Below are 23,856 nucleotides of genomic sequence, written 5' to 3' on the forward strand. Positions count from 1 at the left end.
TGCCCAGCGAACGGGCGACCGGAACTCGCCCGGCGGAACGGATGGTTGCTAGTCGTTCTGCTCGCGGAGCACCTTGACGTCCCAGGGCCCGAGCGGCACCGCGTCGGCGTACACGGTCTCCGACAGCGCGTCCCGCAGGGCCGAGGGCACCGGCACGGACACCTCCTGCCACGACCAGTTGTGCAGGAAGCGCACGCGGCGGCCGTCCCGGGCGGTCGCCGAGGTGGCCGTGACGCTCGGGTGCGCCGGGCGCCAGGCGCCGTCGGGGGCGTACCGGTCGAACAGGGCCCGGGCGAGGACCGGGTCGGGGACGGTGCCCACGTAGGTGACGCGCCCGGCGCCGTGGCGGTGGGTGGTGACGGCGGGCCAGCGGCCGAAGTGCGGGTGCACGTACGCCGCCAGCGTCTCGGCGCCCCGCGGACGCAGCCCGTCCGCCCAGTGCAGGGCGTGCGCGTCGGCCGGCAGGGGGAGGGACTCGGTGCCGGTGACGGGCAGCGGGTCGCGCAGGTTGCTGAACTCGTCGTACGTCACCCCGGCCGCCTCGGCCAGCCGCCCCGGCTGCAGGTCGGTGCGGGCCCGGGCCTCGGTGTCGCCGTAGCCGGTGCGGGGGCCGAGGATCAGGTGGCAGCCGGCCTCGGCGTGGGCGCGCAGCCGGTCGAGGACGGTGTCGTCGGCGGCGTAGTAGGCGGGGACGACCAGGAGCGGGGGCAGGTCGGCGTCCGGGAGCTGCCCGGGGTGCAGCACGCGGGCCTGGAGCCCCGCGTCGAAGGCACCCCGGTAGAAGGCGTCGAAGATCCGCTCGTACGACCGCCCGTCCGGGTTCCCGTCGGCGTCGGCCAGCGGCGGCTGCCCCTGGAGCGCCCACTTGCTGGGGCCGTCGTACAGGAAGGCGACGTCGGCGTCCGGGGTGAGGGCCGCCACGAGGTCCCCGGCCTTCTCCAACTCGGCTCCCAGCGCGGCCAGTTCGCGGTAGACACGGCCGGGGCGCCCGTGGTGCGGGAGGATGCCGCCCCAGTAGGTCTCGGCGCCGAAGTGCAGGGTGTGCCAGTGCCAGTACTCGATCATCGACGCGCCTCGGGAGATCAGCGCCCAGGCGGCCTGGCGCCACTGGCCGTCGTAGGCGGGGCGGTTGTCCCAGGGCCCGCCGATGGCCTGCGCGTTGGTCTCCGTCACCAGGAAGGGCTCCTGGCGGGAGGAGTACATGCGGTCGGCGCTGCGGTACAGCGCCCAGGTGCCGTTCGTCGTCCAGTGCTGGCCGTCGCCGCCGGTGTCCGGGAGGGCGAGGGCGTCCTGCATCGTGTAGTACGGGTTGCCGGCGGTGACGTCGAGGCGGTCGGTGAGCCGGTCGTCCTCGACGCCCTGGCGGTCGTAGGAGATGCAGGTGGTGACGAACTGGCCGGGGCGGGCGTACTCGCGCACGAGGTCCGCCTGCCAGGTGATGAACTCGGTGACGAGCCGGGCCTGGAAGCGCCGCCACGCCAGATCGTACTGGGGCTGGGCGTTGCCGTCGGGGGTCCACAGGTCGGCCCAGGTGGACAGCCGGTGCGACCAGTAGACCAGGCCCCACTCGCGGTTGAGGGTCTCCACGTCGCCGTACCGGGCGCGCAGTTCGTCGGTGAAGCGCTGGAAGACGCCGTGGTTGTGCAGCAGGTGCAGGCCGGGTTCGTTGTCGACCTGGTAGCCGATGACCGCGGGGTGGTCGGCGTACCGTTCGGTGATCCTGCGGATGATCCGCTCGGCGTGGAAGCGGAACGCCGGGTGGGTGAGGTCGACCTCCTGGCGGGCGCCCCAGCCGAGCCGCTCGCCGGTGCGGGTCTCCCCCGTGATCTCCGGGTACAGGCGGGCCAGCCACGGCGGCACCGCGTACGTCGGCGTGCCCAGGATGACCGAGATGCCGCGCTCGTGGGCGCCGTCCAGGACCGGCTGGAGCCAGTCGAGGTCGAAGCGGCCGTTCTCGGGCTCCCAGGTGGACCAGACGGACTCGCCGACGCGGATCACCGTGAAGCGGGCCTCGGCCATCAGGTCGAGGTCGTCCTTGAGGCGCTCGTACGGCTGGTACTCGTGGTAGTAGGCGGCACCGAACAGGACGCGTCGGGGCAGCTCGAACATGCTTCTCCTAGAGGGGGATCGAGAGGAACGTCAGCCCTTGACCGCACCCGTGGACAGCCCTTCGAGGAGCTGCTTGCGCAGCAGCACGAAGAGGGCGACGGCAGGCAGGACGGCGAGGACGGATCCGGCGAGCACGAGGTCGTACTGCCGCTGTTCCGACACGAACAGCGTCTGCAGCCCCAGCGGCAGGGTGTACCGGGAGCTGTCGGAGACCAGCACCAGCGGCCACAGGAAGCTGTTGTAGCTCTGCAGGAACTGCCAGACGGCCAGGGCGCCCAGCGCCGGCCGCAGCAGCGGAAGCACGATGGTCCGGAAGATGCCGAACTCGCTCGCCCCGTCGATCCGGGCGGCCTCCAACACCGAGTCCGGGACCGACTGCACGATGTACTGCTGCATCATGAAGATCCCGAAGGCGGGCGCCACCCAGGGCACGATCAGCGCGAACCAGGGGCTGCCGAGGCCGGTCTTGACGAGGATCACGAACAGCGGCACGAGGATCACCGCGAACGGGATCGACAGCGAGCTGAACATGACGTTGAACAGCAGCCGTTTCCCGGCGAAGCGGAACTTGGCGAAGCCGTAGCCGGCGAGCGCGCACACGAAGACGGACACGGTGGTGGCGACGACGGCGACCACCGTGCTCATCAGGAACCAGCGGCCGAAGGGCTGCTCGGTGAGCAGGGTGCGGTAGTTGTCGAGCGTGAAGGAGTCCGGGACGAGTTCCGGCGGGTAGCCGAAGATGTCGCCGCGCGGTTTGAACGAGCCGCTCAACGCCCACGCCAGCGGGGCGAGGAAGCCCACGAACAGCAGGACCAGGAAGGCGTAGAGGGGCAGCCGGGCGCGTGTCACGATGCGGCCCTCCCGATGCCGAGGAGCCGGTTGACGAGCCGGCTGAGGCCGAAGACGAGGACGAAGAGGACCACGGCGGCGGCCGCCGCGTAGCCGAACTGCTGGCGCTGGAAGGCGGCCCGGTAGATGAACATGGTCACCGAGAGGGTCGACTCGGCCGGTCCGCCGCCGGTCAGCAGGTAGGGCTCCTCGAAGATCTGGGCCGCGCCGACGAAGGACGTGACGACGACGAACGCCGTCACGGGCTTCAGCGCCGGCAGGGTGACGGTGGTGAAGGTGCGCAGCCGTCCGGCCCCGTCGAGGGCGGCGGCCTCGTACAGCTCCCGGGGCACGTTCTGCAGCCCGGCGAGGAAGAAGACGGTGAGGTAGCCGGTCCAGCGCCACAGCATGACCAGGGCGATGCTGATCCTGGCCAGGTTCGGGTCGCCCAGCCAGTCGACGCCGCCGGTGCCGAACAGGGAGCGCAGCACCGCGTTCGCGAGTCCGAACTGCCGGTCGAAGATCAGGCCGAAGATCAGGGCGACCAGGATCGGGGAGACCACGATCGGCACGAAGTAGGCGGTGCGCCACAGGTCGCGCACGCGCAGGCCGCGGGTGTTGAGGGCCTGGGCGATCAGCAGGGCGAGCGGGACGACGAGGCAGACGGCGACCAGCACGAACACGGCGGTGTTGCCGAGGGCCCGGTGGAAGCTTATGTCGGTGGCGAGGAGGCGGTAGTTGCGCAGCCCCACCCAGTGCGGCGTGCCGAGCCCGACCCACTCGGTGAGGCTCAGCCACAGCGAGACGCCGACCGGGACCAGCATGAACAGGACGTAGAGGAGATAGAAGGGCGAGACGAAGAGGTAGGGCGCCCAGGCCCGGCGGGGACGGTGTTCCTCCCGGCCTCGGGCGCTGTGCGCACGGGCTGCGCCGGGCGGCCCGGCGACGGTGGTGGTCATGATGGGGCCTCCTGATCCGAACTACCGCCCGGCCTGGTCACGGAAATCGGCCACCGTCCGCCGCAACGCCTGACGCGGCGACAGATCCCCCTTGTAGGCCCGCAGCAGGTTCCCCCCGAGCACGTCGTAGAGGATCGACTGGTCGGGGCTCTGGTGGAACGGCGGCACGTCCGGGAGCAGGGAGCGGTAGAGGCGGAAGAGCCGCTGGCCGCCGCAGAAGTCGTCCGTGTAGGCACCCAGGCGGGGGTCGTCGAACACCGAGCGGCGGGTGGGCAGATAGCCGGTCTCGGTGAAGCGGCGGACCTGGCCGTCGTGGGTGAGCCACGTCCGAAAGAGGAACTCCCTGGCCGCGCGGGTGTTGGCCTGGTCCTTGACGACGCCGAAGCCGGTGCCGCCCAGTGCCGCGGTCACCCCGCCGCCGTTGCCGAAGCGGGGCAGCGCGCGGACCCGCCACTTGCCCTTCTGCTCGGGCACGTTGGTGACCAGGCCGTAGTTCTTGTACCAGATGGCCATGGGCAGGCCGATGACCCGGCCCCGTTTCAGCGCGGTCTGCATGCCGGCGCCGTAGTAGTCGGAGACCTCGACGACGAAGCCGCTGCGCAGCCCGTCGCAGAGGAACCGCAGCACCTCCTCGGCCTCGGGCGAGTCCAGGAGCAGGTTCCCGGCGGCGTCGAAGAAGGTGCCGCCGCGCTGGTAGAGCAGCATCTGGAAGGACTGCACGACCTGGGCCGGGTCGCTGCCCACCGTGGAGACCACGCACATCGAGGCCCCGTGGTCCCGGTGTGTCCGGGCCCCGGCCTCGGCGAACTCCTCCCAGGTCGCCACGTCCTCGGGGAGGCCGTACTTCTCGAAGAGGTCGTGGCGGTAGAAGTAGACGACCATCGGGGTGTCCGAGTCGAAGGCGTAGACGCGGCCGTCCTTGCTGAAGGGGGCGGTCCGGGCGGGCAGCAGGTCGTCCTTGAGGCCGGGCACGGCCTCGATGTCCGGGGTGAAGTCGTACAGCAGCCGTTCGGCGATGTCGCCGCGCAGCATGCGCGGGAAGCTGGCGATCTCGAAGCCGACCAGGTCGGGGGTGCCGCGTCCGGCGACGGCCTGGGCGAGCAGCTTGGTGACGATGTCCGGGGCACCGGCGCGGGTGACCTTCAGGTGGTAGCGGAAGTCGGTGGCGCGGTCTGCCTCCGGGACGCCCTTGGCGAAGAACGCCTCGTAGCCCGGGTCGTGGGTCCACAGGGAGAGGGTGACGTCGCCGGAGGTGCGTGGTGCGGTGCTGTCCCCGCCGCAGGCGGCGAGTGCGGCGGTGGTGCCGAGGCCGAGGGTTCCGCGCAGCAGGGCGCGGCGGGTCGGCGGGGAGGGAGGCGGTGGGGGCGGAGGGGTGTACACACGTGGCTCCTCACGTGGTGCGGCTCGGGCCGGTCGGTGCCCGACGGGGCGGGCGGCGCGCGCGGCGACGGTCCCGAACGGCGCACGCGGGCAGGGCACATCGGACCGACGGCGGGGTGCCGTGGCCGCCGGGGCGTCGACGGTCGGCGGGGTGGGGGGAGGTCGGCCGGGGGAGGCGGTCGACGGGGTGGAGGTGGTCGACGGGGCTGAGTCGGTCGACGGGGCGGAGGCAGTCGACGGGGTGAGGGCGGTCGGGGGTCGGGGGCGGTCGGGGTTGTGGGCGGGAGCGGTCAGGGGCGGAAGCGGTCAGAGGGTGGGGCGGTCAGGGCGCCGGGGCGGGTTGGGGCGCGGCGCCGGGGTCGCGTACCGGCCCGGTCGAGGCCCGTACGGTCAGTTCGACCGCCCGGTCGGCCGGTGCGGCCGGGGCGGGGCGGCCCTCGATCAGGGCGATCAGTACGTCGACGGCGCGGTCGGCGACGGCGGCGAAGTTCTGCCGGACGGTGGTCAGCGGCGGGGAGAGGTAGGCGGCGGCGGGGATGTCGTCGTAGCCGACGACACTCACGTCACCGGGGACGGCACGACCGGCCTCGGCGAACGCGCGCAGGGCGCCGATGGCCATGTCGTCGTTGGCGGCGAACACGGCCGTGACGTCGGAGAGTCGGGCGAGCTGACGTCCGGCGGCGTATCCGGAGGCCGGGCTCCAGTCGCCCGGTGACGGCAGGGGCGGTTCGGGCGCGCCGGCGGCGGCGAGGGCCTCGCGCCAGCCGCGCAGGCGGTCGCGGGCGGCCCACCAGTCCTGCGGCCCGGGGAGGTGCCAGACGGTGCGGTGGCCCAGGGAGAGCAGGTGCTCGGTGGCGATCCGGGCGGCCGCGACGCCGTCGGCGCCGACCACGGCACTCGTGCCCCGGGTCAGCTCCACGCCTTCGCCGAGGCTGACGACCGGCACGTCCGCGCTGAGTCTGAGCGGTGTGCCGTCGTCGATGGGCTCGGACAGCACGATCCCGTCCACGCCCTGTTCCAGCAGCGCGTCCACGGCCACCGAGACGCGCTGCCCCTCCAGGGTGCTGGCCAGGGCGACGGAGTACCCGGCGCGCTGCATGGCCCGCTCCAGGGCGATGAGCAGGGTCGACGGGCCGTAGAGCGAACTGCCGAGCGAGACCACGCCGATCCGGCGGTAGCGGCCGAGGAGCAGGGCGCGGGCCGCGGTGTTGGGACGGTAGTCCAGGTCGCGGATGGCCCGGAGGACGCGGTCGCGCACCTCGGGGCTGACGTGCGGCTCGCCGTTGACCACTCGGGACACGGTCTTCTGCGACACCCCGGCGGCCCGGGCGACCTCGGTCATGCCGGGTCCGCGGCGGCGACGCCCGCCGGCGGCCGGGGTGCCGTCGGCTCCGCTCGTCGTCATGGTCGCTCCCAGGGGGTCGGCCGGTCCGTTGAGGCCACCTTGTTTGACTACGCAGTCACTCCCAGGCCCCTGCATGCGCGGCTCCTGATGACTACGTAGTCACGCCAGTGTGTGAGCCGGTGCGGGCCGCGTCAAGAGGCGCGACGCGAACGGTCCTCCGAGCAGGCGCCATTGATTGATCCATTCAGCATCTCTAGCATCACTCGGTGGCTCCATTCACCTCCCTCTCTGGCCACGGGCCGGTGACCCCGGCCCCCGGAAGGAGCTTCCGTGTTCTCAGCCACCCGTTTCGGACGGCTCGCCGCCGCGCCGCTGCTGGCCCTGGGCCTCACGCTCACACCGGTGCCGCCCGCGGCCGCCGCACCGGACCAGCCCCCGAAGAGCGCACCGCCCCAGGTGTGGCCGCAGCCGCAGAGCATGCGCACCGGGCCGGGCCGGCTCACGGTCCCAGACCGGGTCGTGGCGGTCGTCGGGCGCGGCACCGACCCGTCGGCCCGGCGGGTCGTCGAGACCGTCCTGCGCGACGCCGGAGCCCGGCGGATCGACACGGTCACCCGCCCGCCCGCACGGGCCGCCTTCACCGTCTTCCTCGGCGGACCGGAGGAGAACGCCGCGACGGCCCCGGCCCTGAGGCGCCTGAAGGCCCCGTCCCCGGCCGGACTGCCGTCCGGCGGCTACGTCCTGGCCTCCGGCCGCCGGGACGGCCGCACCCTCCTCGCCCTGTCCGGCGCCGACCGCACCGGCACCTTCTACGCCGCCCAGACCCTGCGTCAGCTGGTCACCCGGACCGTGCCCGAGGTGACCGTCCGGGACTGGCCCGCGGCGGCGCTGCGCGGCGTGATCGAGGGGTTCTACGGCACCCCCTGGTCACACGCCGAGCGGCTGGCCCAGCTCGACTTCTACGGCCGCACCAAGCAGAACGTGTACGTCTACTCCCCCAAGGACGACCCGTACCTGCGCGCCCGCTGGCGCGATCCGTACCCGGCCGCCGAACTCCAGCGGCTGAAGGAACTGGTCGACCGGGCCGCCGCCGACCACGTCCGCTTCACCTACGCCCTCTCCCCCGGGCTGTCCGTCTGCTACTCCTCGGACGCCGACCTCCAGGCCCTCGTCCGCAAGCTGGACTCGCTGTACGCCATCGGCGTGCGCTCCTTCGCGATCCCGCTGGACGACATCAGCTACACCAAGTGGAACTGTGCCGCCGACGAGCGGGAGTTCGGCACGGGAGGCGGCGCCGCCGGAGCGGCCCAGGCCCACCTGCTCAACCGGGCGTGGCGGGACTTCTCCGCCGGTCACCCGGGGCTGGAGCCGCTGGAGATGGTCCCCACCGAGTACTCCGACCTCGCCGACTCCCCCTACAAGAAGGCGCTGCGGGAGCGGCTCGACCCGTCCGTGGTCGTGGAGTGGACCGGCGTCGGCGTCATCGCCCCGGCCATCACCGCCGAGCAGGTCGCCAAGGCCCGTGAGGTCTACGGCCATCCGATCCTGATCTGGGACAACTACCCGGTGAACGACTACGTCACCAGCCGCCTGCTCCTCGGCCCGTACACCGGCCGCGAGCCCGGGGTGGCGAAGGCGGCGGCCGGCGTGACCGCCAACCCGATGGTGCAGGGCGAGGCCAGCCGGATCGCCCTGTTCACCTCCGCCGCCTATCTGTGGAACCCGGACGACTACGACCCGCGGGCCGCCTTCCTCGCCTCCGTCCGGGACCTCGCCGGGGCGGACGCGGCCCCGTGGCTGCGGATCTTCGCCGAGAACAACCACTCGTCCCAGCTCGACCCGACCGAGTCCCCCACGCTGAGCGCGCTCATCGCCAGGTTCCGCACGGCCTACGACGACGACTCCGGCCTCGACCGCGCCGCCGCCGCGCTCCGCTCGTACTTCGCCCGCATGGCGGCCACGCCCGCCGAACTCCGGGCCCGCCTCGACAATCCGGGCTTCCTCGCGGAGACCTCGCCCTGGCTGGACAAGCTGGGCCGCTACGGCACCGCCGGGCAGACGGCCGTGGACCTGCTGCTCGCCGCCGAGCGGGGCGACGGCGACGCGGTCACCGCCTCCTGGAACCGGCTGAGGGCCCAGCGCAAGGAGCTGGACGCGCTACCCCAGCAGGTGGCCCCGGGCGTGATCGACCAGTTCCTCTACGCGGCGGAGACCGAGAACGCGCCCGACCCGGGCGTGGACGCCGCGTTCGCGCCCGGATCCGTCGGTCTGAAGCCGGGCGGTTCGGCGCGGGTGACCCTCTCCTTCTCCGACACCGCCGCCCGGACGGTCGCGTGGAAGCTGAGCGCCCCGGACGGTGTCACCGTCTCGCCCGCCGAGGGCTCCGTGTCCGTCCCGGCCGGAGGCAGTGCGTCCGCGACGGTGACCGTGACGGCCGCGGACGGCGCGTCCGCCGGAGTGCGCTCCGTCGTGGTGTCGGGCGACGGGCTCGTGGGCCGCGCGCTGCCCGTCCAGGTGAGCGACGGCACCGGCAGTCCACGGGCGCTGACGGCCGACTTCAGCGGCGCGTCCGTCACCTCGATCGACCTGGCCTCGAAGAAGTCCACGAACATCCCCGTGGGCGCCAACCCCGGCGAGGTGGTCACGAGTGCCGACGGGCGCACCGCCTACGCGGCCGCCCAGGGTTCGAACACGGTCAGCGTGATCGACGTGGCGCGGGGCAGGGTCACCGCCACGGTCCCGGTCGGCAAGGTCCCCGCCGGGCTCGCGCTCACCCCTGACGGCGGCACCCTCTGGGTCGCCAACTACGGGGACGGCACGGTCCAGCCCGTCGACACGGCCTCCCTCACCCCGGGCACACCCGTCCGGGTCGGCAACGGGCCCGAGAACATGGCGATCACCCCGGACGGCCGCACCCTCTACGTGCCCAACATCAAGGACGACACCGTCACCCCGGTCGACCTGGCCACCCGGAAGGCCGGGGCCCCCGTCCCGGTGGGGCCGAGCCCCTTCAACATCGTGGCCGCGCCCGACGGGAAGCGGGTGTACGTGTCCAACTCCGGCGGCTCGACCATCACTCCGATCGACACGGCCACGCAGGACACCGAGCCGACGCTCCTGGTCTCCGGCCAGGCCTACGGTCTCGCCCTGTCGCCGGACGGCCGGACCCTGTGGGTCAGCCCGAGCACCGGCGACACCGTCACGCCCGTCGACACCGTCACCGGCGTCCCGGGGAAGCGGGTGACGGTCGGCAGGTCGGCCTTCGACGTCGCCCTGGACTGGAACGGCGCCACGGCGTACGTCACGACGGCCGACGCGGGTGAACTCGTCCCGGTCGACACGGGTTCCGGTGCCGTCGGGACACCGCTGGCGACCGGCGCCTATCCGCTGGCCGTGGCGCTGACGCCGGTGCCGGTGCCGGCTGAGTGACGCGGGACGGCCGGGGCCCGGTGGCGGGCCCCGGCCGTCCGGTCCGGGTCGGCGCGGATCAGCTCGCCGTGCGGCGGATCCGGCCCGCGTACCTCTTCTCCAGTTCCAGGTTGCCCTCGAAACCGCCGGGCACGTTGGCCGAGACGTAGACCGGGGGGCGCTCGCCGGCGGCGAGGAGGCGGCCGGCCGCCTCGGCGACCGTCATCTGGACCAGCATCACGCCGGTGAGCGTGGACAGGGCGCAGACCGAGCCGCCGCCGGGCAGTTCGAGCAGCGAGTCGCCGCGCGGGGCCGCGTTGTCGAGGACGACGTCGGCGATGTCGGCCAGTTTCCGGCCGCTGGGGTGGGCGGCGGGGACGGCCCGGGTGTGGGTGAGGGAGGTGAGGGCCAGGACGCGGTGGCCGCGCTCCTTGGCGTGCAGGGCCATCTCGACGATGACGCTGTTGACCCCGGAGTTGGAGACGACGACGAACAGGTCCTGGGGGCGCGGGGCGGCGAGCTCGTAGATCCGCGCGGCCACCCCGGCCCGGCGTTCGAGGAGCGGGTCGTCCAGGGCGGAGGGGTCCTCACCGCCGTAGAGCACGAGGTCGGCGATGCTGAGCCGGTTGGTGGGGACCAGTCCGCCGGCGCGGCCGGCGAGTTCGAGGACGAGGGCCTGCGAGTGGCCGGTGCCGAAGGCCTGGACGACACCGTCGGAGCGCACGCACGCGGCGACCAGCTCCGCGGCGGCGGCCACGTCGTCGCGGGAGGACGCGATGACCTTCTGGAGGACGGCGAGGCTTTCCCGCGCGAACCCTTGGGCGCTCACAGACTCGACGGACACGCGACACTCCCCACTGATGGACGGCCCTGATGGATTGGATTGAGTCCTGATGGATTGAACCACCCTATACATCTCCATCGATGAATCAATAAATCACACGCTCGGGCCCGCGGGCAATCGGGTCCTGGTATTCAATCCGTGCCGCAATAGGTGGCTGATACCTTCTCCCCATGCCTCCTACGGACGTCACGACACTGATCCGCACCGAGCTGCCCCGGCTGGCGGGCTCCCTGCGGAAGGTCGGCGAGCTGATCCTGGAGGATCCGGCCGCCGTCACCCACTGCTCGGCCGCCGAGCTGGGCCGCCGCACCGGCACCTCCCAGGCGACGGTGACCCGTTTCTGCCGCGCCATCGGGCTCGACTCCTACCAGCACCTGCTGATCGAACTGGCCCAGGAGCGTGGCCGCGGGGAGGCCTCCGACTGGGGCACCGCCGAGATCGGCCCGGACATCTCGCCCGACGACAGCCTGGAACGGGTCGTGCAGGTCGTCGGCACCGCGGACCTGCGGGCGGTGCAGCAGACCATCGACCGGATCGACCTCGACGCCGTCGAGCGCGCGGCGCAGGCGACCGCCCGGGCCCGCCGGATCGACGTCTACGGGGTCGGCGGCAGCGGCGCCGTGGCACAGGAGACCGAGACCCGGCTGTTCCGGATCGGCTGCGCGGTGCGCGGCTGGACCGAGGTGCACGCCGCGACGACCTCCGCCGCCCTGCTCACCCCGGCCGACGTGGCGATCGGCATCTCCCACTCGGGGGCGACGCGCGAGACCATCGAGCCGTTCGAACTGGCCAAGGAGCGCGGTGCCACCACCGTCGCCATCACGGCCGACCCGCGCTCGCCGCTGGCCCGGGCCGCCGACGTCCGGCTCGTCTCCTCGTCCTCCGAGACCAGCTTCCGCACCGGCAGCATCGGCGCCCGGCACAGCGTGCTGGTGCTCATCGACTGCCTCTACGTCCGGGTCGCCCAGCTCTCCTACCAGCGGGCGAGCGCCTCGCTGGCACTGACCGACCACATCGCCGGGCAGCATGCGGTGAGGAACCGGCGGGGCAGGTGACCCCGGCCGGGCATGCATGGATGAACCACCAAGTTGACGCGAAGGTGGTTGTTTGAATCACTCCTGCCGTGCAGGATGGGGCTCCCCCAGAGCACTCGTAGGAGCCCCATGCGCGTCACCTCTGTCGAGTCGACCGAGCTCTTCACCGGGACCACCGAGCAGCCGCGCCAGGTGGTCGCCGTCGAGCTGAGCCACACCCCGGGCCGGACCGTCCGGCTCACCGTCGAGGGCCCGGGCCTCACCGGCACCGCGGAGACCTCCGTGGGCGAGGACGGCACGGCACGCGCCGAGATACCCGTGACCGGCGCGGACCTGGTCCCCGGCGACCGCCGCGAGATCACGGTCACCGCCGTCGACGGGGACGCGTCCGCCTCGCACACGGGCGTGTTCACGGCGGCCGAACCCGGCTGGACCATGTTCATGGTCAGCCACTTCCACTACGACCCCGTCTGGTGGAACACCCAGGGTGCCTACACCGAGACCTGGGACGTCGCCGACGACCCCGCCGCCACCGGCCTGCCGGCCCGCACCTTCGACTCGCGCGGACAGTCCGGCATGAGCCTCGTGCGGGCCCACTGCGACCTGGCCCGCCGCGACCCCGCCTACACCTTTGTGCTCGCCGAGGTCGACTACCTCAAGCCCTACTGGGACGCCTTCCCGGAGGAACGCGCCTTCCTGCGGCAGCTGATCCGCACCGGCCGCGTGGAGATCATGGGCGGCACCTACAACGAGCCCAACACCAACCTCACCGGCGCCGAGGCGACCATCCGCAACGCCCTGTACGGCGACGGCTTCCAGCGTGGCGTCATCGGCGCGTCCCCGGAGACCGCCTGGCAGCTGGACGCCTTCGGGCACGACCCGCAGTTCCCGGGGCTGATGGCGGACGCGGGGGTGACCTCCAGCTCGTGGGCGCGCGGGCCGTTCCACCAGTGGGGGCCGACGCTGTCGGTCTTCGGCGAGGAGCCGCGCGATCCGAACCGCATGCAGTTCCCGGCCGAGTTCGACTGGATCGCCCCCTCCGGCCGCGGGCTGCTCACCGCGTACATGGTGAACCACTACGGCGCCGGCTGGGCGATCGACAACGCGCCCACCCTGCCCCAGGCGGAGGCCGCCGCGTACCAGCTCTTCCAGCGGCTCAAGCAGGTCGCCCTCACCCGCAACGTGCTCCTCCCCGTCGGCGGGGACTACGCGCCGCCGTGCCGCTGGGTGATGGACATCCACCGCGACTGGAACGCCCGCTACGTCTGGCCGCGCTTCATCAGCGCGATCCCCCGGGACTTCTTCGCCGCCGTCCGCGCGGAACTCCGGGCCGAGGGCCGCAAGGCATCGCCGCAGACCCGCGACATGAACCCGATCTACACCGGCAAGGACGTCTCCTACATCGACACCAAACAGGCCCAGCGCTTCGGCGAGACCCTCCTCGCCGACGCCGAGGCCTGGGCGACGCTCGCCTCCCTCGTGACCGGCCACCCCTACCCGGACGCGGCCCTCGACAAGGCCTGGCGGCAACTGGTCTACGGCGCCCACCACGACGCCATCACCGGCTCGGAGTCGGACCAGGTGTACATCGACCTGATGACCGGCTGGCGGGAGCTGCACGACCTGGCCGTGAGCGTGCACGCCGACGCCACCCAGGCCCTGGCCGACGAGGTCGCCCCGGGCGACGGACCCGACCTCGTCGTGTTCAACTCCGCGACCTGGACGCGGCAGGACGTGCTGACGATCGACGACCCGGGTCTGGTGCCGGACGGCCTGCCCGCGGTCCGGGAGGACGGCCGGCTCCACGTCGTCGTGCCGGAGTCGCCCGGCATGGGCCTCAAGGCGCTCCCGCTCACCGAGGGGACCGTCCCCGGCTGGGCACCCGGCGAGGGCCTCACCATCCGCAACGAGTTCTACGAGGTGACGGTCGACCCGGCGCGCGGCGGCGGCGTCAGGAGTCTGCGCGCGCTCACCGAGGGCGGCCGGGAACTGCTCCGGGACGGGGACGTCGGCAACGAGATCGTCGTCCAGGAGGAGTACCCGAGGCATCCGCGCTTCGGGGAGGGCCCCTGGCACCTCACCCCGACCGGCACGACCGCCGCCCGCAGCCGGGACGTGCCGGCCGAGGTCCGCACCGAGCACTCCGCCGCCGGCTCCCGGATCACCGTCACCGCCGACCTCGGCCTGTTCCGCTACACCCAGCGGCTGACGCTGTGGCAGGGCGTCGACCGGCTCGACGTCACCACGACCGTCGACGGGTACGACGGCGCCGACCGGCTGATCCGGGTGCGCTGGCCGTCGGACGTGCGGGGCGGACTGCCGGTGCACGAGGTGGCGGATGCGGTGATCGGGCGCGGGTTCGGGTTCGTGGAGGTGGACAGCGAACGGTTCCCGTGGACGCTGGACAACCCGGCGAACACCTGGTTCGGCCTCGGCTCCACCGCCCGCGTCGCCGTCCACGACGACTCCGGCACGCTCCTCGGGCACCGCGCGATCGGCGTCGCCGAACTCGTCCACTCCGACTGGGACAGCGCGGGCGACCTCGGCGCGCCGCTGGCGGCGGCCCTGGTCCGCGCCGGGGTCACGGCGACCTCGACCGTCGCCGGAGGCCCCCGCTACGGCGACCTGGAGGTCGACTCCAACCTGCCCGACATCCGGATCGCCGTCGGCGGCCCCGACCGCAACGCCGTGGTCGCCGAGGCCCTCGGCTGGGACCCGGCGGCCGGCCGGGAACTGCGGCGTCAGCTCGCCGAGCGGGGCGTGGCGGCCGTGTGGGTCGCGCCGCGCGCCTGCCTGCGCGAGGAGTGGGTGCCCGGGGCCGACCTGCGCGACCTGGAACGGCTGCCGCTGCTGGTGGTGGCGGGCGCCCGCCCCGAGGACGACGCCAAGGCGGTCGACGCGGTCGTCGCCGACCTGGACGACTTCACGGTGACGGCCACGGCCGCCGGCGGCGGCGAGGCACTGCCGCCCGGCGACGCCTGGGACGGCCGGAGCTTCGCGATCCTCAACCGCGGCACGTCCGGCTGCGTGGTCACCGCCTCCGGCGACCTCTACATGTCCCTGATGCGCTCCTGCACCGGCTGGCCGTCCGGCATCTGGATCGACCCGCCGCGCCGGACCGCCCCGGACGGCTCCGGCTTCCAGCTCCAGCGCTGGTCGCACACCTTCGAGTACGCCGTCGTCGCGGGCCCGGGCGACTGGCGCGCGCTGCGGCTGCCCCGGGCCGGGCACGCCTACAACCACCCGCTCACGGCCCGGGTCCGCCGGTCCCCCGGCGGCTCCCTCCCCCGCGACACGGCCCTGCTGCGGCTGGAGCCCGCCGGCGAGGTGCTCCTCGACGCGCTCAAGCCGGCCGGCTCCCCGCTGGCCCGCGGCAGCGCGGCGCGCGTGGACCCCGGGCAGGGCGTCGTGGTCCGCGTGCACGAGGTGGACGGCCGGCCCGCCACGGCCCGGGTGACCGGACCGGTGGCCTGGGCGGCGGGCTCCCGCGCCGACGTCCTGGAGACGCCCGGGGAGCCGCTGGCCCCGGACGGGGACGGTGGCCTCGAGGTCGACCTGACCGGCTTCGAGGTCGCCACCGTCCTCGCCACACCGGCCCACGCGCCGGACCCGGCGCCCGGCCCCGGCATCGACGCCCACGAGCCCGCCCAGCCGGTCGCCACCCGCTACTGGCTCCACAACTGCGGACCGGCCCCGCGCGGCAACATGCCGGTCGCGGTGTACCTCTCCCCCTCAACCCTCACCGCCGACGGCCCGGTCACCGCGACCGTCCGGGTCTCCTCGGAGCTGACCGACGCACCGGCGTCCGGCACGGTGACCTTCGAGACACCTCCCGGCTGGACCACCGAACCCGCTGAACTCCCCTACGCCCTCGGCCCCGGCGGCTTCACCCTCACGGACATCACGGTGACCCCGCCCCCGGACGCGACACCCGGCCGCCACCGTCTCGCGGCGCGCCTGTCCTACGGCGGCCAGACCTACGAGGACGTGGTGGCCCTGGACGTGCCGGGCGGGCACAAGGGCCCGACGCTGCTGGCGGATCTGGGAGTGGACCGGGTGTCCGTGCGCCGCGGCGAGCGGGCCAGGGTCCCCGTGACCCTGCACAACACCACCCACGGCTCCGTCAACGGCACCCTGTGGGCCGTCTCCTCCTGGGGCACCTGGCCCGGCGTCACCCCGGGCTGCCAGGGCTTCACGGTGCCGGGCGGGGAGCAACTGGAGTCCGCGATCGAGGTGGACGGCGCCGCGATCCCACCCGGTTCGTACTGGCTGATGGCGAAGGTGGCCTGGCACGGATGCGTGGCGTACACGAAGGCGGTGGAGCTGGAGGTGACGCCATGACGGGGGATTACGCAGCAAGCATCCGCGGCGAGCCGATCCCGAAGGAACGCGTGGCCGCCTTCTTGGATGCCGGAGGGGCAGCCTCCCTTAGGGGCGCGGGGAACTGCGCGCCCAGCCACAACGACGCCGCACCCGCAAGACGACACCGCCAACAACGGCGCTGGGCGACCCAGGTAGTCGTCACAGACGAACTCGCCCGCCGCACCTGCACGGAACGGGGCCTCGCAACACCGGAAGACGTCTCGCCGGCGCAGATGCTCACCATCCCCGAAGCCGACGTCGCCGACCTGGGCAGCATCGTCGCGGCAGCACTCGCCCACTCCCCCGCCGCCCGAGCCCTCCTCGCCGACCTGGAAGGCGAGCAGCACATCCCGGAAACGGCCGTACGGGACTACTACGACCGCAACCGGGACCGTTACCTCACCCCCGAGGCGCTACGCCGCGGCGTCGACCCCTTCGACGAACCGGCGCCCTCCGACATCCACCCCTACGAGCACGTCCGCAACGGCATCGCACAGGAACTGCGCCAGGCCGCAGCCCGCCGCGCGTTCTTCGACTGGCTGGACGAAGCCCGAGCCGACGTCGAGTACGCCGAAGGCCACGAACACCCCGGCGACCCCACGCATCAGGACCACGAACACCGTCACTGACCGCCGTACGCAACCGAACAGCAACACGGCAAACCATTGACCTCCGATGAATTCTGGTCCACCTTTTCATCAATCGAAGTCCAACTTGGTGATTTGAGCCAGCACCGACTGGTCCCAGGAGGGCAGCAATGCGCGCAAGAAGACTCACCGGATCCCTGACCTGTCTGGTCGTCCTGACGCTGACGGCCGCCGGCTGCGGCCTGTCCGGCGGCGGATCCGACGGCGGTGACGCCACGGCCGGCGGCTGCAAGGTCGACAAGGGCAACGTCGGTTCCGGCAAGCTCTCCGGCGAGCTCAAGGGGAAGATCACCTTCCAGACCACCAACCTGAAGAAGGACTTCGGGACGTACTTCAACGGCGTCATCGACGCCTTCGAGCAGGCCCACCCGGGCACCGAGATCAACTGGATCGACGACCCGGGCGACGCCACCTTCACCCAGCGCCTGGTCGCGGACGCGCAGGGCTGCACGCTGCCGGACGTGGTGAACATCAACGTCAACACGGCGGTGGCGCTGACGAAGAACGGCTACCTGCTGAACCTGGACACCAAGGCACCGGACGCGGGCAAGCCGTTCACGCCCGCGATGTGGAAGTCCAGCGTGTACGCCGACGCGGACGGCAAGCGGGTGCACAGCGTGCTGCCCTGGTACTCCGGCGGCATCGTGCAGACCTTCAACACCGACCTGATGAAGAAGGCGGGCCTGGACCCGGCCAAACCTCCGACGACCGTCCTCGGTCTCTTCGACGACGCCGAGAAGATAGCCAAGGCCTCCGGCGGCAAGTACTACGCGTTCCTCGCCAACCCTCAGCTGCGCATCCCCGCCGACTGGCAGCAGATGGGCATCAAGGTCCTGTCCGAGGACGGCAAGAAGTTCACCTTCGCCGACGACCCGAAGACGGTTCAGTGGGTCGAGGCGATGACGAAGCTCTACAAGGCCGGCGGCATGCCCCGCGACTCGCTGTCCTCCACGCAGGACCCGGCCAACGTCTACGGCCAGGGCAAGCTGGTCTACGGCCCCACCAACCCCAACTTCCTGCGGTTCATCCAGCAGAACAACCCGAGCGTCTACAAGAAGACCGGCGTGGCCCGCTACATGCTGGACGCCCTCGGCCACACCGTCGGCGCCCCGCAGTACATCGGCGTCGCCTCCACCAGCAAGAACGCGGCGACCGCGCTGGCCTTCGCGCGGTTCCTGACCAACGCGGAGAACCAGCTGGAGTGGGCGAAGGACCCGAACGTCGTCATCTTCCCCTCCACCACGGCCTCCCTGAACGACCCGTTCTTCCAGTCGGTCAAGGGCGACGACCCGTTCGCCCAGGCCCGCAAGATCGTCGCCAGTGACCGCAAGACCGCCACGGCCGACGAGATCGCGCTGACGCCGGGCGAGCTGAACGCCATCTCGGCCCAGATCCAGCTGGCCATGCAGGGCAAGAAGAGCGCCGCGGACGCTCTGAAGGAGGCGCAGTCCAAGGCCAACCAGCTGATCGAACAGGGCAGTTGAGGATGACCCGACCGATCGTGCACGAGGCGCCCGTCCCCGCTCCCCCGGGTGCGGGCGCCCGCGGCCCCGGCGCTTCCCCGTCGCCCTCGCCGGGGCTCCTGCGCCGCGCCCTCCGCTCCGTGACGCCCGGCCCGAGCGCGGACGCGGGGGGCGCGGCGCTCTACCGCCGCTGGTGGCTGCCCTGGCTGTGGATGACCCCGGCGATCGTCGGAGCGACCGTGTTCGGGGTCTTCCCGTTCCTCAACACCGTCGTCGTTTCCTTCACCGACGCCAAGCCGCTCGGCGGGGCGTACGACGTCGTCGGCCTGGACAACTACCGGCGGATGCTGAGCGACCCGGACTTCTGGCTCGCCACCCGCAACAGCCTGCTGTACGCGCTGATCGTCGTCCCGCTGATGGTGCTGCTGCCGCTGCTGCTCGCGATCCTGGTGGAGAAGAACCTGCCGGGCATCGGCTTCTTCCGCTCCGCGTTCTACACGCCGGTCCTCGCCTCCAGCGTGGTCGTCGGCCTGAGCTGGCAGTGGCTGCTGAGTGACCAGGGGCTGGTCAACACCTGGCTGCAGAAGGCCCACCTCATCCGCGAGGCCATCCCGTTCCTGTCGGACTCGTGGCTGATCCTGTTGTCGGCGATGGGCCTGACGCTGTGGAAGGGCCTCGGCTGGTACATGATCTTCTATCTGGCGGCCCTCGGGAACGTCCCCAGGGAGCTGCACGAGGCGGCGGCCGTGGACGGGGCGGGCGCGGTGCGCCGTTTCTGGCACGTCACCGTGCCCGGGGTCCGCCAGTCGATGATGCTGGTCGGCACCCTGACCGGCATCGGCTCCCTCAGGGTCTTCACCGAGATCTACATGCTCGGCGGCTCCACCGGCGGCCCCGGCGGCGCCGACCGCACGCTGCCCTTCTACATCCGCGACGTCGGCCTCGACCCGCTCACCGGCAACGCCGGCTACGGCGCCGCGGTCAGCGTCGCCCTGTTCGCCCTGACCCTTGGCCTCACGCTGCTCGCCCAGCGCCTGACGAAGGAGGACGAGGCATGACGACCGCCGTCGACAAGCGTTCCGTCCCGGCCCGCCGCCGGCGTCTCATGCCCCGGTGGCGCGACTACGGCCGCCCCCGCGAACTCGTCGTCCGCTACCTGCTGCTGGTGTTCGTCCTCTTCATCACCATCGGCCCGCTGCTGTGGCAGCTGCTGTCGTCCCTCAAGGGCGCGGGCGAGGACGTCTTCGGCGCGGGCGCCTCCCTGTTCCCGCACCATCCGTCGCTGCGCGCCTACCGCGAGGTCTTCGACCAGGTGCCGGTGTGGACGTACATCCGCAACAGCGTGTTCGTCGCGGTGCTGTCCATCACCAGCCAGCTCGTCTTCTCCACGATGGCCGGCTACATGCTCTCCAAGCCCGGCTGGAAGGGCCGCAAGCTGGTGTGGGTCGTGCTGCTGGCGTCCATGATGTTCCCGTTCGAGTCGATCATGGTGTCGCTGTTCCTCAGCATCCGGGACCTGGGCCTGGTCGACAACCTCGTCGGTGTGTGGCTGCCCGGTTTCGTCGCCGCGATCAACGTCCTCATCATGCGCGCCGCGTTCCTCGCCGTGCCGCGCGAGATCGAGGACGCGGCGATGCTGGACGGGGCGGGCGAGTGGAAACGCTTCCGGTACCTGTACCTGCCCTCCGCCTACGGCGCGATCCTGGTCGTCACCATCAACACCTTCATCAGCGCCTGGGACGACTTCCTGTGGCCGCTGATCGTGCTGCGCACCGAGGACCACTTCACGCTGACGCTGGGTCTGGCGCGGCTGCAGACCTCGTCGTTCGGCTATGACCAGCGGATGGTGATGGCCGGTTCGGTGATCTCCGTGATCCCGGTGCTGGTGCTGTTCGTCATCACCCAGCGCTGGTTCTACAAGGGCGTCTCGTCCGGTGCCGTGAAGCTCTGACCGACCCGGAGCCCGACCGGTACGGCGGTCAGGGCCCGGCGCGCCGACTCCGCCACGCGGATCTCGACCGTGCCGGGCAGGACCGCCGTCTCCAGGTCCGCTCCCACCTGGGCGAGTTGCTCCGCCCCCAGCGGGAACACGGCCGTGCGGCACTCGCCCGGGGCCAGGTCGAGGGCCTGGAAGCCCCGGAGTTCGAGCGTGCGCGGCCAGACGGGGGTGATGATCCTGCGCAGGTACAGCTGCGCGACGGTACGCCCCTGCCGTTCGCCCGTGTTGGTGACGTCGACCTCGACGGTCCGCCCCGACAGCCGGGGCGGGCCGTAGGCGAAGGTCGTGTAGGACAGCCCGTGCCCGAAGGAGTACAGCGCCTCGGCGCTGTCGTCGACGTAGCCGCCGTACTCGGTGTCCTTGTGGTTGTAGTGGACGGGCAGGTGCCCCGCCGAGCGCGGTACGGAGACGGGCAGCCGGCCCGCGGGTTCGGCCCGGCCGAGCAGCACCTCGGCGATCGCCTCGCCGCCCCACGGGCCCGGGTACCAGGCGGTGAGCAGCGCGGCGGCCCGTTCGGCCGCCTCGGGGACGGCGTGCGGACGTCCCTGGACCAGGACGACGACCGTGGGGGTGCCGGTCGCGGTGACGGCGTCGAGCAGGGCGTGCTGGGCGCCGCCGAGCCGCAGCCCGGCGAGGTCGACGCCCTCGCCGCAGGTCATCTCGGACACGACGGTGCGCGCGGCCCCGTTGGCGTCGAACTCCGTGTCCGGCGTCCGGGCGCTGCTGCCGCCCAGCACCAGCACGGCCGCGTCGCAGGCGGCGGCCGCGGCGATGGCCTCGGGGATGCCGGACAGGTCGTCGCCGGTGAGGGCGCAGCCGCGGGCGTGGCGGACGTCGGCGCCGGTCCGCCGGAGCGCGTCGAGGACGCTGGTGCCGGTGCCGGGGCGCTGCGGGGCGGTGTAGTCGCCGAGCTGGTGGGCGACGGTGTCGGCGTGTGGGCCCAGGACGGCGATCCGTGAGGTGCCCGGCAGGGGCAGGACGCGCTGGTCGTTGTGGAGGAGGGTGACGGCGGCGCGGGCGAGGGCGGTGCTGAGGGCGCGTCCGGCGGCGGGGTCCGGGAACGGGCCCGCGCTGCAGGGCTGTTCGAACAGGCCCAGGCGGAACTTGAGCCGCAGCACCCGTGCGACGGCCTCGTCCAGGGCCTGTTCGCTCACCAGGCCCCGCTCGACCGCTTCCTCCAGGTGGGTGAAGCCCTCGTCCCACAGGCTGAGGTCGACGCCGGCGTGGAGGGCGAGGGCGCCGGCGGAGACCGGGTCGCCGGTGACGCGGGCGAGCCGGTCCACGGCCAGTCCGTCCGCCATGACGAGCCCGTCGAAACCCCAGCGCTCCCGCAGCAGCCCGGTGAGCAGGGCGCGGTTGCCGGAGCAGGGCATCCCGTCGACCTCGTTGTAGGCGGCCATGACGGCGGCGGCCCCGGCCCGGACACCGGCACGGGCGGCGGGCAGGTGGATCTCGTGCAGTTCGCGCGGCCCGAGTTCGGACTCGGCGGAGTTGCGGCCGCCGACGGTGGCGCCCTGCCCGGCGAAGTGCTTGAGGACGACGGGGGCCTTGTCGGCGGCGAAGGTCCCGTCCGGCCCCGGCTCGCCCTGCATGCCGCGGACGAGCGCCTCGGTGAGCCGGGCGGCCAGGTAAGGGTCCTCGCCGAAGCACTCCTCGGTCCGGCCCCAGCGCGGGTCCCGGGCGATGTCCAGGGCGGAGACGAGCGCGACATGGCCGCCGCGGGCGCGCAGTTCGGCGGCGGCGTGGGCGGCGGCCCGCTCGTACAGCCCGGGGTCCCAGGTGGCGCCGACGGCCAGGTTGACGGGCAGGACCGTGCCGTCGAGGGCCATGTGGCCGTGCGGCACCTCCTCGACGAACAGCGCGGGTATGCCGAGCCGGCTGCTGTCGACGACGTGCCGCTGCACGAGGTGGGCCAGTTCCGCGCCGTCGGCGGCGCCGGATCCGCCGGCGTGGTCGACACCGGACCAGGCGTCGGCGCGCAGCAGCCCGTACAGCGCGCCGAGTCCGGCGAACCGCTCGGTCTCGGCGTACAGGGCGTCGGTGAGCTCGAAGCGGCCGTCGGAGGTGCGGCGGTAGGCGTCCCAGCCGTACATCCGCTGGTTGAGCTGGCCCGCCTTCTCACGCAGGGTCATCCGGGAGAGCAGGTCGCGGACGCGGGCGTCGACGGGGGCGGCGGCGTCCCGGTAGAGGGGCGCGGTGACGGTCATGGGCGGCCGCCGTGGGTGAGGCGGGCCAGGGCGACGGCGCCGCGGCAGCCGTCGGGGACCCAGTCGAGGGTCAGGTCGAGGGCGTGCAGGCGGGCTTCGAGCCGGGAGGTGAGGGGGCCGTCGGGGCCGAGCAGTCCGCCGGTGGCGACGACCCGTTCCCCGGGACCGGGCTCCAGGGCCCGGACCGTCTCGGTGAGATGGTCGGCGGCCTCGTCCAGGATGGCCAGGGCGACGGCGTCCCCGGCCGCCTCGACGACGAGGGGCGCGAGCCGTGCCAGGCGGATGGGGGGCTCCGCCATGACGGCGGGGAGCACGTGCCGGCGGTAGGCCTCGCGGTGCGGGCGGGACCAGGGGATGCCGGCGTGGGGCGGGACGCCGTACCCGGCGGCACCGGGAACACCGCCCCGGCCACCGGTCCCGTGCGGGGCGGTGACGCCGGGGAGCCCGCCCGGGCCACCGGTCCCATGCGGGGCGGTGACGCCGGGGACACCACCCCGGCCACCGGTCCCGTGCGGGGCGGTGACGCCGGGGAGCCCGCCCGGGCCACCCGTTCCGTGCGGGGCGTCCGCGTCCTCGCCGAGCGGCCTGACCACGACACCGCCGGCCGCGGTGGGCGACGGCCCGCCGGGCAGCACGTCGTCGGGCACGCCCAGTTCCCGTCCCACCGCCGCCGCCAGCACCGTCGCCGCGCCCCTGCCGTCGGCCATCCTGAGGGCGGCCCGGACCGCCGCCCGGCCGATCCAGAAGCCGCTGCCGTCGTCGCCGAGGAGCCAGCCGTCGCCGTCCACGGTGGCGGTGCCGCGGCGGGCGGTGATGCGCATGGCGACCGCGCCGGTGCCCGCCACCAGGGCGAGTCCGTCGGCCGGGGCTCCCGGTGCGCCGGCGAAGGCCGCCTCGATGTCGCTGCTGACGAGGGGCGGGCCGGCGTCGATGCCCAGGCGGCGCAGGGCGGCCGTGAGGGCGGCCAGGGCGTTGCGCCGCCCCGGCTCGTCGGCGGCGGCGTCCGTCGCGCCCGCGAAACCACCGGCGACGGCCACGACCCGGTCCCGGACCGGTTCCGGTACGGCCCTCGCGAGCGCCTCGGCGAGGTGCTCGGTGAGCTGCGGCCCGGGGACGGTCAGGGCGTTGCCCGGCCCGGCGGCGCCCTCGCCCAGCGGACGTCCGTCCTCGGCGGTCGCCAGGACCGCCCGGGTGCGCGTGCCGCCCGCGTCGATACCGATCACCAAGGAGGCGGCGCCTTGACACTCCTGGTTCAATTCATTACCCATCGC

General features: G+C 73.0%; 15 protein-coding genes. 7 read left to right on the top strand and 8 right to left on the bottom strand.

Annotated elements, in window-relative coordinates:
* Positions 1–48: 48 nt before the first annotated feature.
* The 5 genes from ACSUPV_RS09010 to ACSUPV_RS09030 form a co-directional block, all read right to left on the bottom strand.
* Entirely contained in the window at positions 49–2,109 is a 2,061-nt protein-coding gene (locus ACSUPV_RS09010) for a beta-galactosidase (RefSeq protein ID WP_436947266.1), read from the bottom strand.
* A 30-nt stretch (positions 2,110–2,139) separates the two neighbouring features.
* The gene (locus tag ACSUPV_RS09015) at positions 2,140–2,958 is read right to left on the bottom strand and encodes a carbohydrate ABC transporter permease (RefSeq protein ID WP_436947267.1); all 819 of its coding nucleotides are present in this window, start codon (positions 2,956–2,958) and stop codon (positions 2,140–2,142) included.
* Positions 2,955–3,896, bottom strand: coding sequence for a carbohydrate ABC transporter permease (locus tag ACSUPV_RS09020; protein ID WP_359793532.1), 942 nt, complete (start codon positions 3,894–3,896; stop codon positions 2,955–2,957). Before ACSUPV_RS09020 ends, ACSUPV_RS09015 begins: the two co-directional genes overlap by 4 nt.
* A 21-nt stretch (positions 3,897–3,917) precedes the next feature.
* On the bottom strand, positions 3,918–5,276 hold the full coding sequence (locus ACSUPV_RS09025) for an ABC transporter substrate-binding protein (protein WP_436947268.1): 1,359 nt from the start codon (positions 5,274–5,276) through the stop codon (positions 3,918–3,920).
* A gap of 322 nt (positions 5,277–5,598) precedes the next feature.
* Positions 5,599–6,618 carry a LacI family DNA-binding transcriptional regulator gene (locus ACSUPV_RS09030; protein WP_037759245.1) on the bottom strand — a complete coding sequence of 340 codons (1,020 nt, stop codon included), beginning with the start codon at positions 6,616–6,618 and terminating at the stop codon, positions 5,599–5,601.
* A gap of 333 nt (positions 6,619–6,951) precedes the next feature.
* Between ACSUPV_RS09030 and ACSUPV_RS09035 the strand changes: the two genes are divergently transcribed.
* On the top strand, positions 6,952–10,050 hold the full coding sequence (locus ACSUPV_RS09035; protein WP_436947269.1) for a beta-N-acetylglucosaminidase domain-containing protein: 3,099 nt from the start codon (positions 6,952–6,954) through the stop codon (positions 10,048–10,050).
* A gap of 58 nt (positions 10,051–10,108) precedes the next feature.
* Here ACSUPV_RS09035 and ACSUPV_RS09040 read toward each other — a convergent pair whose 3' ends face one another.
* Positions 10,109–10,873 (bottom strand): sugar isomerase domain-containing protein, encoded by a 765-nt coding sequence (locus tag ACSUPV_RS09040; protein WP_031121259.1) that lies wholly within the window; start codon positions 10,871–10,873, stop codon positions 10,109–10,111.
* A 170-nt stretch (positions 10,874–11,043) separates the two neighbouring features.
* Between ACSUPV_RS09040 and ACSUPV_RS09045 the strand changes: the two genes are divergently transcribed.
* The 6 genes from ACSUPV_RS09045 (at position 11,044) to ACSUPV_RS09070 (ending at position 20,330) form a co-directional block, all read left to right on the top strand.
* On the top strand, positions 11,044–11,928 hold the full coding sequence (locus ACSUPV_RS09045; RefSeq protein ID WP_031121260.1) for a MurR/RpiR family transcriptional regulator: 885 nt from the start codon (positions 11,044–11,046) through the stop codon (positions 11,926–11,928).
* A gap of 108 nt (positions 11,929–12,036) precedes the next feature.
* Entirely contained in the window at positions 12,037–16,248 is a 4,212-nt protein-coding gene (locus ACSUPV_RS09050; protein ID WP_436947270.1) for an NEW3 domain-containing protein, read from the top strand.
* The gene (locus tag ACSUPV_RS09055; RefSeq protein WP_031121263.1) at positions 16,245–16,898 is read left to right on the top strand and encodes a hypothetical protein; all 654 of its coding nucleotides are present in this window, start codon (positions 16,245–16,247) and stop codon (positions 16,896–16,898) included. Before ACSUPV_RS09050 ends, ACSUPV_RS09055 begins: the two co-directional genes overlap by 4 nt.
* A gap of 128 nt (positions 16,899–17,026) precedes the next feature.
* Entirely contained in the window at positions 17,027–18,400 is a 1,374-nt protein-coding gene (locus ACSUPV_RS09060) for an ABC transporter substrate-binding protein (protein ID WP_382610564.1), read from the top strand.
* Positions 18,401–18,402: 2 nt separating this feature from the next.
* A complete protein-coding gene (locus ACSUPV_RS09065) occupies positions 18,403–19,437 on the top strand; it encodes a carbohydrate ABC transporter permease (RefSeq protein ID WP_051648440.1) in 1,035 nt (344 codons plus the stop codon).
* Positions 19,434–20,330: a carbohydrate ABC transporter permease gene (locus tag ACSUPV_RS09070; RefSeq protein ID WP_031121266.1), complete on the top strand. Its 897-nt coding sequence runs from the start codon at positions 19,434–19,436 to the stop codon at positions 20,328–20,330. The genes ACSUPV_RS09065 and ACSUPV_RS09070 overlap by 4 nt, the downstream gene beginning before the upstream one ends.
* Here ACSUPV_RS09070 and ACSUPV_RS09075 read toward each other — a convergent pair.
* Positions 20,294–22,585: a glycoside hydrolase family 3 N-terminal domain-containing protein gene (locus ACSUPV_RS09075; protein WP_436947271.1), complete on the bottom strand. Its 2,292-nt coding sequence runs from the start codon at positions 22,583–22,585 to the stop codon at positions 20,294–20,296. The genes ACSUPV_RS09070 and ACSUPV_RS09075 overlap by 37 nt on opposite strands.
* On the bottom strand, positions 22,582–23,853 hold the full coding sequence (locus ACSUPV_RS09080) for an N-acetylglucosamine kinase (RefSeq protein ID WP_436947272.1): 1,272 nt from the start codon (positions 23,851–23,853) through the stop codon (positions 22,582–22,584). Before ACSUPV_RS09080 ends, ACSUPV_RS09075 begins: the two co-directional genes overlap by 4 nt.
* Positions 23,854–23,856: the final 3 nt, after the last annotated feature.

It is taken from the genome of Streptomyces sp. SudanB52_2052 (assembly GCF_964272415.1).
In the GTDB taxonomy this organism is placed as follows: domain Bacteria; phylum Actinomycetota; class Actinomycetes; order Streptomycetales; family Streptomycetaceae; genus Streptomyces; species Streptomyces olindensis.

Bases quoted from the DNA above. Each gene is read 5' to 3' on its own strand.
- ACSUPV_RS09050 (WP_436947270.1), top strand. From the start codon at position 12,037: ATGCGCGTCACCTCTGTCGAGTCGACCGAGCTCTTCACCGGGACCACC.
- ACSUPV_RS09075 (WP_436947271.1), bottom strand. From the start codon at position 22,585: ATGACCGTCACCGCGCCCCTCTACCGGGACGCCGCCGCCCCCGTCGAC.
- ACSUPV_RS09065 (WP_051648440.1), top strand. From the start codon at position 18,403: ATGACCCGACCGATCGTGCACGAGGCGCCCGTCCCCGCTCCCCCGGGT.
- ACSUPV_RS09070 (WP_031121266.1), top strand. From the start codon at position 19,434: ATGACGACCGCCGTCGACAAGCGTTCCGTCCCGGCCCGCCGCCGGCGT.
- ACSUPV_RS09045 (WP_031121260.1), top strand. From the start codon at position 11,044: ATGCCTCCTACGGACGTCACGACACTGATCCGCACCGAGCTGCCCCGG.
- ACSUPV_RS09030 (WP_037759245.1), bottom strand. From the start codon at position 6,618: ATGACCGAGGTCGCCCGGGCCGCCGGGGTGTCGCAGAAGACCGTGTCC.
- ACSUPV_RS09055 (WP_031121263.1), top strand. From the start codon at position 16,245: ATGACGGGGGATTACGCAGCAAGCATCCGCGGCGAGCCGATCCCGAAG.
- ACSUPV_RS09020 (WP_359793532.1), bottom strand. From the start codon at position 3,896: ATGACCACCACCGTCGCCGGGCCGCCCGGCGCAGCCCGTGCGCACAGC.
- ACSUPV_RS09060 (WP_382610564.1), top strand. From the start codon at position 17,027: ATGCGCGCAAGAAGACTCACCGGATCCCTGACCTGTCTGGTCGTCCTG.
- ACSUPV_RS09010 (WP_436947266.1), bottom strand. From the start codon at position 2,109: ATGTTCGAGCTGCCCCGACGCGTCCTGTTCGGTGCCGCCTACTACCAC.
- ACSUPV_RS09080 (WP_436947272.1), bottom strand. From the start codon at position 23,853: ATGGGTAATGAATTGAACCAGGAGTGTCAAGGCGCCGCCTCCTTGGTG.